This is a genomic window from Berryella intestinalis (genome assembly GCF_000814825.1).
Classification (GTDB): domain Bacteria; phylum Actinomycetota; class Coriobacteriia; order Coriobacteriales; family Eggerthellaceae; genus Berryella; species Berryella intestinalis.
In genome coordinates, this window is record NZ_CP009302.1 from 1,889,212 (window position 1) to 1,901,833 (window position 12,622).

General features: G+C 63.7%; 10 protein-coding genes. 5 read left to right on the top strand and 5 right to left on the bottom strand.

From position 1 onward, the window contains the following. Positions 1 to 107 precede the first annotated feature (107 nt). Positions 108 to 1,124 (bottom strand): helix-turn-helix transcriptional regulator, encoded by a 1,017-nt coding sequence (locus JI75_RS08300; RefSeq protein WP_082019841.1) that lies wholly within the window; start codon positions 1,122 to 1,124, stop codon positions 108 to 110. A gap of 269 nt (positions 1,125 to 1,393) precedes the next feature. On the opposite strand from JI75_RS08300, the gene argF reads away from it, so the two are divergent. The 3 genes from argF to JI75_RS08315 all read left to right on the top strand — a co-directional run bounded on the left by argF (position 1,394) and on the right by JI75_RS08315 (position 5,180). Further along, positions 1,394 to 2,389: an ornithine carbamoyltransferase gene (gene argF / locus JI75_RS08305; protein ID WP_039689402.1), complete on the top strand. Its 996-nt coding sequence runs from the start codon at positions 1,394 to 1,396 to the stop codon at positions 2,387 to 2,389. A 67-nt stretch (positions 2,390 to 2,456) separates the two neighbouring features. Continuing rightward, complete coding sequence (gene arcC, locus JI75_RS08310; protein ID WP_039689401.1) at positions 2,457 to 3,413, top strand: carbamate kinase; 957 nt, start codon at positions 2,457 to 2,459, stop codon at positions 3,411 to 3,413. 192 nt (positions 3,414 to 3,605) lie between these two features. Continuing rightward, positions 3,606 to 5,180: a YfcC family protein gene (locus JI75_RS08315; RefSeq protein WP_039690122.1), complete on the top strand. Its 1,575-nt coding sequence runs from the start codon at positions 3,606 to 3,608 to the stop codon at positions 5,178 to 5,180. A 681-nt stretch (positions 5,181 to 5,861) separates the two neighbouring features. On the opposite strand, the gene JI75_RS08320 is transcribed toward JI75_RS08315, so the two are convergent. Together JI75_RS08320 and JI75_RS08325 are read right to left on the bottom strand one after the other, a co-directional pair. After that, the gene (locus JI75_RS08320) at positions 5,862 to 7,256 is read right to left on the bottom strand and encodes a sodium-dependent transporter (RefSeq protein WP_039690123.1); all 1,395 of its coding nucleotides are present in this window, start codon (positions 7,254 to 7,256) and stop codon (positions 5,862 to 5,864) included. Positions 7,257 to 7,310: 54 nt separating this feature from the next. Then, positions 7,311 to 8,750: an aminopeptidase gene (locus JI75_RS08325; RefSeq protein ID WP_039690124.1), complete on the bottom strand. Its 1,440-nt coding sequence runs from the start codon at positions 8,748 to 8,750 to the stop codon at positions 7,311 to 7,313. 378 nt (positions 8,751 to 9,128) lie between these two features. On the opposite strand from JI75_RS08325, the gene ngr reads away from it, so the two are divergent. Further along, complete coding sequence (gene ngr / locus JI75_RS08330; RefSeq protein ID WP_240993171.1) at positions 9,129 to 9,743, top strand: nigerythrin; 615 nt, start codon at positions 9,129 to 9,131, stop codon at positions 9,741 to 9,743. Positions 9,744 to 9,893: 150 nt separating this feature from the next. Here the strand turns inward: ngr and JI75_RS08335 are convergent, their stop codons facing one another. Then, positions 9,894 to 10,415: a metallophosphoesterase family protein gene (locus JI75_RS08335; protein ID WP_039690125.1), complete on the bottom strand. Its 522-nt coding sequence runs from the start codon at positions 10,413 to 10,415 to the stop codon at positions 9,894 to 9,896. A 27-nt stretch (positions 10,416 to 10,442) separates the two neighbouring features. Next, entirely contained in the window at positions 10,443 to 11,000 is a 558-nt protein-coding gene (locus JI75_RS08340; protein ID WP_039690126.1) for a cysteine hydrolase family protein, read from the bottom strand. A 457-nt stretch (positions 11,001 to 11,457) separates the two neighbouring features. Between JI75_RS08340 and JI75_RS08345 the strand changes: the two genes are divergently transcribed. After that, complete coding sequence (locus JI75_RS08345) at positions 11,458 to 12,588, top strand: acyl-CoA dehydrogenase family protein (protein WP_039690127.1); 1,131 nt, start codon at positions 11,458 to 11,460, stop codon at positions 12,586 to 12,588. Positions 12,589 to 12,622: the final 34 nt, after the last annotated feature.

Consider the following 12,622-nt stretch of genomic DNA (forward strand, 5'->3'; position numbering starts at 1 on the left):
AACAGTATAGCCCGCAGGGCGCCCCGCAACCGCGCGACCTTTGGCCTTTCAGCAAAAACGCATCCGGGGAAAAGGCTGCGCCGCAGGTCGGCAGCGGCAAAGAAGGCCTAGCTGTTCGCCATGAAGTCGCTTATGAGCTCTTGGCGGTTGCCGCGGTTGGCTTTCTTGAGGATGTTGTGGACGTGCACTTTCACCGTGCTGGGGGAAAGCTGGAGCTCCGAGGCGATGTTTTGGTTGTCCTTGCCCTGAAGGACGAGGAGCAGCACGTCTTTCTCCCTGCCGGTGAGCCGAAGCCGCTCGGCGTACAGGTCGATTCCGGCGTGGATGGCCTCGAGGCCCCGCTGCTCGCTCATGACGGGAGGCTGCCTGAAATGGATGCTGAGAACGCGGTAGCATTCCATCCATATCCAGGCCGCGCACCACAAAAGCAAGACGTTTTCCGCGATATTGCGCTCGGGAAGGATGGCGACCAGCCCCGTCAGCAGCCCGTCGCTGGGAACGACGAACATGGTGAGCACGTTTTCGACGACGACGCACACCACCAGCAGGGCCCCCACCGCGAAAAACGGAATGCGCTTGCGCATGCGCGAGCGGAACGCATCGCTGGACAGGGCCGTTTTGGCGAAGAACACCGCAAGCGACCACAGCAGGAACGCCTCCCTCATGGTCACGAAGGCGAACAGCCTGACGTTACCCGGCGGAAGCAACCCCCACACAGCGGCGCTGGCCAGGCAGAACGCAACGCACGGGCCGATCAGCCACGCCGGATGGCGGATGTCGAGGGAGACGCACACGATGAGCCAGATCGACGCCAGGACGCCCAGCCCGGTCACCAAAAGCCCGAAGGGCTGTCCCACGTAGTAGGCGTCGGCGATCTCGTGGAACGACCCGCTGAACAGATAGTAGTCCTGGAACACCATCAGGACGTCGAAGAAGTACGAAAGGAAGGCTACCGCAGCGAGGCCGTAGGTCTTGCGGCGGGTGACGATGAACGTCGAGAGGCAAAGCGAAAACGACCCCACGCTGACAAGCAGCACGACGCACGTAAAATAGAACAGCGCAAGCTCCAACCAAGCCTCCTGACGATAAAACGCAGATCCGGGCCGTGCGGACGCAGCGAGCATTCATGCGCGCTGACGCTGCTCGGTTTTGAATAATAGGGGCATTATATCCGCTGGCTTAGCAGTCTACACCCACTTTAAACCCCTTGGGCCAACCAAATTAAACGTGTTTTTCCCGCTCGGCTTTCCCTACATTCATCGCAGAGGGAACGGACGGCGGAGTGCGACAGGGCCCGACAGGCGAAAACGCCCACAGGACAAAGGAGGACCCGCCGCCCAACGGAAACCGCCCGCGCGATATGGCGCGGGCACCGAAGGAGAAAGGAACCACCATGGGCGTCAACCTCAGCGGCCGCAGCTTCATCCGCCTGCTCGACTTCTCCACCGAGGAGATCGAGTACCTGCTGAAGCTCTCGAAGAACTTCAAGGACATGAAGCGCGCCGGCGTGCCCCACCGCTACCTGGAGGGCAAGAACATCGTGCTGCTGTTCCAGAAGACCTCCACCCGCACCCGCTGCGCCTTCGAGGTCGGCGGCATGGACCTGGGCATGGGCGTGACCTACCTCGACCCGGGCAGCTCGCAGATGGGCAAGAAGGAGTCCATCGAGGACACCGCCCGCGTGCTCGGGCGCATGTACGACGGCATCGAGTTCCGCGGCTTCGCCCAGGAGGACGTCGAGGAGCTCGCCGCCAAGGCCGGCGTGCCGGTGTGGAACGGCCTGACCGACCTGTGGCACCCCACCCAGATGCTCGCCGACGTGCTGACCATGCAGGAGAACTTCAACTACGACCTCAAGGGCCGCACGGTCGTGTTCATGGCCGACGCCGCCAACAACGTCGCCCGCTCGATGATGGTCGTGTGCGCCAAGCTCGGCATGAACTTCGTGGGCTGCGCGCCGAAGACCAACTGGCCCGACCCCGCCCTCGTCGAGGAGTGCTCGGCCATCGCCGCCGAGAACGGCTGCACCGTCAAGCTGACCGAGGACCCCAGGGAGGCCTGCACCGGCGCCGACGTGATCTACGCCGACGTGTGGGTGTCGATGGGCGAGCCCGACGAGGTCTGGGCCGAGCGCATCAGGAACCTCGAGCCCTACCGCGTGACCGAGGAGGTCATGGGCTACGCCAGCGACGACGCCATCTTCCTGCACTGCCTGCCCGCCTTCCACGACACCAACACCACCGTCGGTGCCGAGAAGGCCGAGCAGTTCGGCATCACCGAGATGGAGGTCTCCGACGAGGTGTTCGAGTCCAAGCGCTCCAAGGTCTTCGACGAGGCCGAGAACCGCATGCACACCATCAAGGCCGTCATGTACGCGACCCTCAAGTAGACCGCCCTTTCGACAACGCTACTGCGCCAGGCGGCGATGGGCCGCCCGGGCATTTAGGAGGATTACCATGCCCTACGAGAAGGGAGACGGCCAGACGGTCGTCATCGCGCTGGGCGGCAACGCCCTGGGCGACACCCCCGCCGAGCAGCTCGAGCTCGTGCGCCACACCGCCGCCTGCATCGTCGACCTGGTCGCCGAGGGCGTCAACGTCGTCGTCAGCCACGGCAACGGCCCGCAGGTCGGCATGATCAAGAACGCCTGCGACTTCGCCGCCGCCCGCGACGGCAAGACCCCCGACATCCCGTTCCCCGAGGCCGGCGCCATGAGCCAGGGCTACATCGGCTACCACCTGTCCCAGGCGATCCTCAACGAGCTGCGCCGCCGCGGCATCGACCGCTCGACGGCCAACGTCGTCACCCAGACGGTGGTCTCGGCCGACGACCCGGCCTTCGAGAACCCCACCAAGCCGGTGGGCGCCTTCCTCACCGAGGGGGAGGCCCGCGCCAAGGCCGCCGAGACGGGGTACGCCTACAGGGAGGACGCCGGGCGCGGCTGGCGCCAGGTCGTCGCCTCGCCCCGCCCCGTGCGCATCGTCGAGTTCGACGCGGTGCGCGACCTGGTCGAGGCCGGCTACATCGTGGTGGCCGCCGGCGGCGGCGGGGTCCCCGTGTTCGACCGGGGGTCCGGCTACGAGGGCGTTCCCGCCGTCATCGACAAGGACCGCTCCAGCGCCCGCATGGCCGCCGACTTCGGGGCCGACGCCCTCATCATCCTCACGGCCGTCGAGAAGGTCTGCGTGAACTTCAACACGCCCGAGCAGGAGGCCCTCGACCATATGTCGGTCGCCGAGGCCGAGCGCCACATCGCCGACGGCCAGTTCGCCCCCGGCTCGATGCTGCCCAAGGTCCAGGCCTGCCTGGAGTACCTGGCCGACTGCCCCTCGGGCAGGGCGGTCATCACCTCGCTGGAGAGGGCCAAGGACGCCATCGGCGGGAGGACCGGCACGGTCATCACGGTGGACTAAAAGCCCGACGCGCCGGCCCGTGATAAGGGACTCGGGCCGGCGGATGCGCCCGCAAGGGCCTGCACCGCAGCTGAAAGCGCGCCATCTTCCGCCCGGTGCGTTCGATGCCGCGTTTTCAGCCACATCAAGGGAAGTGCGGCGGGCAGCCGATCAACCCGCCCGCCGCACGTCGAAACCATAGGAGGGACCATCATGGCTCATGCAGCCACTGCTACGGACGGAGGGGCAGCCGCTCCCCCGAAAAAGAAATTCAAGCTTTCCTTCCCCACCGCCTTCACCATATTGTTCGTTCTGACGATCCTCGCCGTTCTGGCCACCCAGTTCATTCCCGCAGGATCCTACTCGAAGCTCTCGTACGACAAGGTGAGCGCCGATCTGGTCATCACCGCACCCGACGGCACCATGACCCACATGCCGGCGACGCAGGAGGCTCTCGCCGAGAACCCCGTCACCGCCGACATGGAGGTCGACGTCAGCAAGTTCGTCGAGGGCGCCATCACCAAGCCCGTATCCATCCCGGGCACCTACACCGAGCTTCCCCAGCACGCCATGGGCGCCTCCGACATCACGCTGGCCATGGTGAACGGCACCATCAACGGCGTCGACATCATGGTGTTCATCTTCGTGTTGGGAGGCTTCATCGGATTCGTGCGCATGACCGGGGCCTTCGAAGCCGGCCTGCTCGCCCTCACCCGCAAGACCAAGGGCCGCGAGTTCGCGCTGGTCTTCGCAGTGTCGGTGTTCATGCTCATCGGCGGAACCACCTGCGGCCTTGAAGAAGAGGCCGTGGCGTTCTACCCCATCCTCGTGCCGCTGTTCCTCGCCCTCGGGTACGACTCGATCGTGTCGGTGGGTGCCATCTTCCTGGCGGGTTCCATGGGCACGGCGTTTTCCACCATCAACCCCTTCTCGGTCGTCATCGCAGCGAACGCCGCGGGCACGACGTTCACCGAGGGGATCGAATGGCGCATCGGCGGCCTCGTGGTCGGCGGTATCGTGGTGATCGCGTACCTGTACTGGTACTGCAAGAAGCTCAAGGCGAACCCCGAGTTCTCCTACACCTATGAGGACCGCGAGCATTTCGCCGAGCTGTACTCGATGGGCTCGGCCGACGATCCCGAAGTCGCCATCTTCAACGCGCGCAAGAAGATCATCCTCGCCCTGTTCGTCGCATCGTTTGTGCTGATGGTAGTCGGCGTTATGGCGCTGCATTGGTGGTTCCCCCAGATGGCGGCCATGTTCCTGGCGGTCACCATCGTCTGCATGCTGATCTCGGGCAAAGACGAGAAGGCCTGCACCGAAGCGTTCACCGCCGGCGCCTCGAGCATGGTGGGCGTGTCGCTGATCATCGGCCTCGCGCGCGGCATCAACCTGGTTCTGGAAAACGGCCTGGTGTCCGACACCATCCTCTACAACGCGTCGAACCTCGTCGCCGGGATGAACGGCCCGCTGTTCATCGTGATGATGTTCCTGCTGTTCTTCCTGCTGGGATTCATCGTCCCGTCCTCGTCCGGCCTGGCCGTGCTTGCCATGCCCATCCTTGCGCCGCTGGCGGATACGGTGGGCATCGATCGGTCGGCCATCATCTGCGCGTACAACTGGGGCCAGTACGCCATGCTGTTCCTCGCGCCCACCGGCCTGGTTATGGCGACGCTGCAGATGCTGGACATGAAGTACTCGCACTGGTTCAAGTTCGTTTGGCCCATGGTCGCGTTCCTCAGCGTGTTCGGCTGCATCCTGCTGGTAGCCCAGGTGCTGGTCGGATAGCCACCGAGCAGGTCGCGCTTGTCGAGCGGGTTATCTCCTTCCCCTCGAAAGCCCGGCATGCGGAAGGGGGCGGCTTGCAAGCCGCCCCCTTTTTCTTTGCGCGCTGGGCGCCTCGATCCCCGCACCGGCAAGCATGCGAACCGGCGAGACCGCGCGACGCGTTCTTGTCGATGCTCCCGTCCCCGCCTCTGCCCCTACCCTGCCCCTGCCAAAAAACGGCCGGTTTGCATTGGCTCGCACCCGAAAGAGGCGATCCTGTCAGAAAAACCCCGGTTTGCATTGGCATGCAAACGAGGCTGTTCTTACCCAACCGCCCTACCTGGTCTTTTAGTCCAATGTGGCGAAGAGCCCCGACTTCTGACGGACCAGACAGCCCTCAAAGGGCCGACCGCGAATGCAAACCCGCCGTTTTTTGACAAACGAAAGGGTTTTTCACGCAAGCCGATGCAAACCGGCCGTTTTTTGGCAGGGGCAGGGTAGGGGCAGGGGCAGGGGCCGGTTCGAGACAAGGGTCGCTGCGAAGCAAGAACCTTCGGCCAAAACGAGAAGTCGCCCCGGAGCTTTTGCCCCGGGGCGACCAAGCCCGCATCGACTAGCATAGACCCGCTAACCGGCAGGCTCCATCTCGGCAGAACCGCCGCCTATCCATCGGCGCAGGCCGCCTGATGGAAACCTCGCCGACTAAGCGACGCCGATCCACTTCGACACGATGGGGATGTAGCCCATCACGATGATGAAGCCGATCATGAACGGCACCACGTACTTCACGAACCAGAACAGCCTCTTGGGGAATTTCACGCCGTTGCCCGTATCGGCCTCGGCGATGAAGTTCTGCCAACCCCAGCCGCCCTTGCGCGTGCAGAACAGCAACACCAGAAGCGAACCGATGGGCAACAGGTTGTTCGAGACGATGAAGTCCTCGACGCCCTGGATATCGCCGATACCGGGAACGACGACGCCCGAAAGCACGTTGAATCCCAGCGCGCAGGGCAGCGCCAGAAGGAAGATCATCGTGCCGTTGATGGCCACGGCCTTCCTGCGGCTCACGCCCCACTGGTCCATGGTGAAGCTCATGATGAACTCGAACACGGCGATGACCGTGGAAAGCGCCGCGAACGACATGAACACGAAGAACAGGGCGCCCCACATCTGACCGCCCGGCATGGCCTCGAACACCACGGGCAGCGTCTGGAACACCAGGCCCGGGCCCGCGCTGGGGTCGACCCCGTAGGCGAAGCACGCGGGGAAGATCACGAAGCCGGCCATGATCGCCACGAACGTGTCGAGCCCGCCGACGCGCAGCGCCTCGCCCGTCAGCGAATGCTTCTTATCGATGTAGCTTCCGAACACCGCCATCGAGCCGATGCCCACCGACATGGTGAAGAACGCCTGGCCCATGGCCGCGTACACCGCCTGGAGGAATCCAGACAGCCCGTTCGCGGTCAGCTTGCTGAAGTCGGGCGTGAGGTAGAACGCGATGCCCTCGGCCGCCCCGGGAAGCGTAACCGAGCGGATGGCCAGCAGCAGCAGAACCACGAACAGGGCGATCATCATGTACTTGGTGATGCGCTCGACCCCGTTGCGCAGGCCCGCCGCCGTGCACAGGATGCCGATGATGACGACGACGCCCATCCAGAAGATAAGCTCGACGGGATTAGACAGCATAGCTCCGAACACCTCGGATACGCCGGCGGCGTCGAGGCCATTGAACGTGCCCGTTGCACTCTTGAAGATGTAGTTCAGCATCCAACCGGACACCACCGTGTAGAACATCATCAACACGTAGTTGCCGGCGAACCCGAACCACTTCAGCACGTGCCATCGCGAACCGGCAGGTTCAAGCGCCTCGAACGAACGACCGTAGCTGCGCTGGCTGGCGCGGCCGACGGAGAACTCCATCACCACGATGGGAAGCGTGAGGGCGACGAGGAACACAAGATACAGGAGCACGAACGCGCCTCCCCCGTACTGTCCCACGATATACGGGAACCGCCACACGTTCCCCAAACCGATAGCGCACCCGGCGCTGATGAGAATGAAGCCCAAACGGGATGCGAATTTCTCTCGTTCCTCCACTGGACCCCCTTTCGTTTCGTAAGTTTTCCTTGCTTGTATGAAAAGACCGAGGGGTTATCGGTCGTTTTCCAAAAACGCGACGTAGCCTTTGTAGGCTTCGTACAGGTCGGCCTTGCTGGTGACCTCCCACGGAGAATGCATCGAAAGCACCGCAACGCCGGAGTCTATCACGTTCATGCCGTAGCGCGCGGGCAGGTACGCGATGGTCCCGCCGCCTCCGGCATCGACCTTGCCCAGCTCTGCGGTCTGGAACGCCACGCCCGCGTCGTCCATGATGCGGCGGATGGCGGCCACGAACTCGGCGCTGGCATCGTTGCTGCCGCTTTTGCCGCGCGCGCCCGTGTACTTGTTGAACACCAGGCCGTGGCCGAGGAACGCGGCGTTTTTCGCCTCGAACACCGACGCGTAGGCCGGGTCGAAAGCCGCGGAGACGTCGGAAGACAGCATGGACGAAGCCGCGAGGGCGTGGCGCAGGCGGATGTCGCCCGACTCGCCGGCCAGCTCCATGATCTCGGCCACGACATTCTCGAAGAACTGCGAGGCCATGCCGGTTGCGCCGACGCTGCCGATCTCTTCTTTGTCCACCAAAACGCACAGGGCCGTGCGCTCGGGAGTGTCGATGGCCAGCTGCGCTGCCAGCGAGGTGTAGGCGCACGCGCTGTCGTCTTGCCCGTAGCCGATGATCATGCTGCGGTCGAATCCCAGCTCGCGCGCGCGGCCCGCGGGAACGACCTCGATCTCGGCCGAGAGGAAATCGGCCTCCTCGATGCCGTATTTCTCGCCGAGGAGCCGAAGCGCGAAGGCCTTCACCGGCTCTTTCTCGGCCTTGGCGGCCTCCTTCGACGCGTCGGTGCCGTCGGCACCGTCACCCTGGGCGGCCTCGATCACCAAGGGGCGGTTGCCCGCCAGCACGTCGAGGTCCTCGCCTTCGACGACCTCGCTGCCGTTCTTGCCCATCTGCGCAGAGGCCAGGTGAATCAGCAGATCGGTCACGCAGAACACCGGATCGGACTCGTCCTCCCCGATGACCACGTCGACCACCGTGCCGTCCTTTTTCGCCACGACGCCGTGCAGGGCCAGCGGCACCGTCACCCACTGGTACTTCTTGATGCCGCCGTAGTAATGCGTGTCCAGGCGCGCCTGGCCGTTCGCCTCGAACAGGGGGTTCTGCTTCAGGTCGAGGCGCGGCGAGTCGATATGGGCGCCCAGGATGTTCATGCCCTGCTCGAGCGGTCGGCGGCCGATATGGGCGAGGATGGCCGCCTTGCCGTGGATCTGGGCGTATACCTTGTCCCCTGCCTTAAGGCCGCGACCCTCGCGATACACCGAGGCCAAGCTCTCGTACCCGGCGGCTTCGGCGTCGCGTATGGCCGCGCGCGCGAACTCGCGCTCGATCTTGTTCTCGGAGATGTAGTCTATGTAGTCGCCCGCAAGCTTCTCGAGCGCGGCGAGGTCTTCGTCGGTGTAGCTCTTCCAAGCCGATTCGGTATCCATCGGAATCCTTCCATCGCAACAGTGCACGGTATTATCTGCGAATCTGTCGATTCTAAAGGAGAATACGCGCAACGTTTTCCAGACTGAAATAATAACGGACCGAGCGGCTTGCTATCCGGGTCGCTGGAGGGGCTCTCGCGATCCGCCGAGAGCTCGAAGAGAAGGCGGCGGACCGGAAGCGAGGGCCGCCGGAACCCGAAGATCCGCGTTCTGAGTACACTTTGGCTAATTTGTTACAAATCCTGCACTACATTACGTGAATTTACATTGTGCGCCATTTAACCGCCCAAGGGTCGTATCATCGGGGCAGGGCGATCCGCTTTGCGAGGGGCAAAGGGTCGCCGGTAATGCAAATCGAAAGAAAGACGAGGTCGCCTCATGCCGATGAACGTGCGCGAGCAGCTCCCTACCCCCAGCAACTCCACCAACTTCAACATCGCCGTTGGTTCCCAGACCACCGTGGGCACCACGCTTGAGAACCTGAAGGCCGCCGTCATGGGCGAGACCGGCGCTTCCGCCAAGTACGCCGCGTTCGCCGAGGCCGCCGACGCCGCCGGTTATTCCCAGATCGCCCGCCTGTTCCGCGCCACCTCCGACGCCGAGCAGATCCACATCCGCCTCGAGGCCGCCCTGGTGAAGGCCGCCGAGCCCGACTACGAGCGCCCGGTCGTCGAGGCCAAGGCCCCCGTCACCACCGACCTGAACCTCATCGACTCGGCCGCCGGCGAGATGTACGAGACCTCCGACATGTACCCCGCCTTCATCCAGAAGGCCATCGAAGAGGGCGACGAGAAGGCCGTGTCCGTGTTCACCCGCGCCAAGCTGGCCGAGTCCGTCCACGCCGAGGTGTACCTGGAGGCCTACAACAATATCGACGCGGCTGATGACGACGCGTACTACCTGTGCCCCGGCTGCGGCTACATCCACAAGGGCGAGAACTTCGAGATCTGCCCCATCTGCGGCGCCCCCAAGAGCGCTTTCAAGGCGTACTAGTTCTTCGGGCCCGACCCGGATCGAAACCGCCTTCAGCGGGGCCCTGCGCGCATCGCCGTGCAGGGCCCCGCTTCGTTTCCCCGCTTGGTTCGGCACGCAGGAGGAAACGGTCCCGCGCCGGACTTTCCCGCCGGCTCGAAGCGGTCCTCGTCAGCCCCGTGCGCCCGACAGGGGCCGGATGCGCACATCGACGATGCGGCCCGCTTCGACCTCGACGAAGGCCACCGAGGCCGACGAACCGCCGCGCGGGCGCTTCACAGAGCCGGGGCACAGCACGTACTTCGCCGGAGCGGCCTCGCGGCCCATCAACAGGCTTGGGACGTGCGTGTGGCCGTGGATGCAGATGTCGGGCACGGGTTCTCCCGGAGGCACGGCGCTCGAACCTGCGGGACGTATGCGCACGTCGTCAGGGTAATGCGCTACAAGGAACCGCACTCCTTCGATCACGGGCTTCGAGAACCGGCCGACTTCGGGGCCGTACTCGCCCTCCCGATCGTTGTTGCCCAGAACGGCGAACACCTCGCGCACGCCCGGGATGCTGCGCAGATCCCTCAGCACCGTCCGATCGCAGATGTCTCCCGCATGGATGATGTAGTCGCACCCTCCCAGCGCCATATAGGCCCGATCGGGGAGGAATCCGTGCGTGTCCGAAAGGATGCCGACGACGGCCATATGCCTCCTTCGATGGGCGCCCGCGCCCTAATCCGCGTTCAGGACGTCAACGCGCAGCTCGGCAAGGATGTCGAGCGCCTTGCGCATCGAATCCTCGTCGCGGGCCACCGTGCAGCGCGCATCCACGATCACCGGAACCTCGGGGCAGGCGGTGCGGGCTATCACCACGTTCGACAGCAGGCACCTCGTTGCGGACAACCCCGCCACTTCGATGCTCACAAACGGCAGGACCCCCATGGACGCCGCCACTTTCTGCGCCTTCATCAAACGGACGAACAGGTCGGACGATCCGAACGAGGCCTTGAAGTACACCTCGTCGATATCGGTGCGCAGCTCGGCCACCTGGCCGTACAGTCCGTTGCCGATCCCATCCAGGGTATGGGGCATCGGGCGCACGTGGCTGTCCTGCATGTTCAGATACGCGGTTTCGCGCGTGTCCAAGATGAAGATGATCTTGTCCCCGTTGTCGCGATACGCGCGGATCTTGTCCGCAATGCACCCGTCAACTTCGTCGGCTCTCTCAGGCGTGCAGAACCCCCCGACGAAATCCTTTTGAAAGTCGACCACGACCAGCAAACGCTTCATGGCGCCGCGTCCTCTTTTCTTCGAACCGTACCGTCGTTTCGTTTCGCGGTAGAGCGGCCAGTATAGTCCCGCCCGAAGCCGAATTCAATGGTTTGACGGCAAGCGAGAAAACGCCGACCACCAGGGGAAGCCCTAGATACCGTCCCCCTTCCTTTTCAAGCCGTTCGCTCGCACGGGCCGACACAATGGAAACGTTTGGTAACTTCTCTCGCCCGAACCGCTTGACAGCAAGTCGACCGAGAATAATATAAGCAGGGTCCGGATGCGACTTCTGCTATAGCATTCGCCTTTCTTATGCATACTTCTGCATATCATCGTATGCGCACTCCAAGCGCACCCGCGCTCGGAAGCAATCGATTCCGCCTTTCGCGTGCCTTCTCTTCTGCCTTGCGGCTTCGCGGTTGACGGCATCCCCCGACAAAAAGCCTTTCATGAACGCGATCGATGGGAGAGATCGATGTCTGACTGTTATCAAAAAGCGAAGGATTTCGCCGAACAGCATATCGCGCCTTTGGCGGGAAAGATCGACAGCGAAAGCGCTTTCCCCGCCGAGCTGTTCGACCAAATCGGTGAAGCCGGGTTCTTCGCCCTGCTCATTCCCAAGAACCAGGGTGGATGGGGCATGGGCCTCAAGGAGCATCAGGAGGTTTGCCTCGCCTTCGCCGAAAGCTGCCCGACCGTGGGCCTGTGCTACATGATGCACAACGTCGCCCTTTTCACCATCCTGTGCAGGGCCGGCGACGATCTGAAGGCCCGCATCGTCGAAGAGGTGGTCGAAAACCGCAAATGCCTGGCGCTTGCCTACTCCGAGTTCGGAACCGGCACGCACTTCTACCTTCCCCAGACCACCGCGACCCGCACGGACGGGTCCGTCCGGCTCAAGGGCCTCAAATCCATGGTGACGTCGGCCGAATACGCAAGCTTCTACCTGGTGCTGTCGAACACCTCCGACGGAACCGAGGGCATCAGCAACTGGGTCGTTCCCCTGGAAACCCCCGGCCTGTCATTCAAAAGCGAATCGTGGCACGGCATGGGCATGCGCGGAAACGTCTCGTGCCCCATGGAGCTCGACGACGTCGAACTTGGGGACTTTTGGCGCATCGGAGCCGAAGGGGAGGGCGAAAGCCAAGTGTTCGAGCAGGTGGCGCCTCCCTTCATCCTGGGATTGGCCGCAGTGTACACCGGGCTTGCCGAACAGCAGTGCCAGATCGCGCTCGACCATGCGAAGCGCAGGGCCTATCCCGATGGAACCAGCCTCACCCAGATCGAAACCGTCCAGCTCCACCTGTCCGACCTGTACATCAAGGCCCAAAGCTCGAAGATGCTCACCGTCGAAGCAGCTCGCGCGATGGAAGCGCAAGAGCCCGACGCTCTGGCCAAGGTGATCGCAGCGCGCATCAACGCCTCCGAAAACGCCATCGAAGCGTCGCGCATCGCCATGCGCGTCGGAGGCGGCAAAGCCTACAACGGGGCGACGGCTGTCGAACGCCTGACGCGCGACGCCTACGCCGGCCAGATCATGGCTCCCAGCGTCGACGTCCTCCATGTGTGGCTGGGAAAGGCCCTCGCAGGCCTTCCCCTGCTGTAAGAACCGTTCGGAGGGACGGTGCACGCCGTCCCTC

Coding starts and splice junctions, on each gene's coding strand:
- JI75_RS08300 (WP_082019841.1), bottom strand. CDS start 1,124: ATGCTCGCTGCGTCCGCACGGCCCGGATCTGCGTTTTATCGTCAGGAG.
- argF (WP_039689402.1), top strand. CDS start 1,394: ATGGGCGTCAACCTCAGCGGCCGCAGCTTCATCCGCCTGCTCGACTTC.
- arcC (WP_039689401.1), top strand. CDS start 2,457: ATGCCCTACGAGAAGGGAGACGGCCAGACGGTCGTCATCGCGCTGGGC.
- JI75_RS08315 (WP_039690122.1), top strand. CDS start 3,606: ATGGCTCATGCAGCCACTGCTACGGACGGAGGGGCAGCCGCTCCCCCG.
- JI75_RS08325 (WP_039690124.1), bottom strand. CDS start 8,750: ATGGATACCGAATCGGCTTGGAAGAGCTACACCGACGAAGACCTCGCC.
- ngr (WP_240993171.1), top strand. CDS start 9,129: ATGCCGATGAACGTGCGCGAGCAGCTCCCTACCCCCAGCAACTCCACC.
- JI75_RS08335 (WP_039690125.1), bottom strand. CDS start 10,415: ATGGCCGTCGTCGGCATCCTTTCGGACACGCACGGATTCCTCCCCGAT.
- JI75_RS08340 (WP_039690126.1), bottom strand. CDS start 11,000: ATGAAGCGTTTGCTGGTCGTGGTCGACTTTCAAAAGGATTTCGTCGGG.
- JI75_RS08345 (WP_039690127.1), top strand. CDS start 11,458: ATGTCTGACTGTTATCAAAAAGCGAAGGATTTCGCCGAACAGCATATC.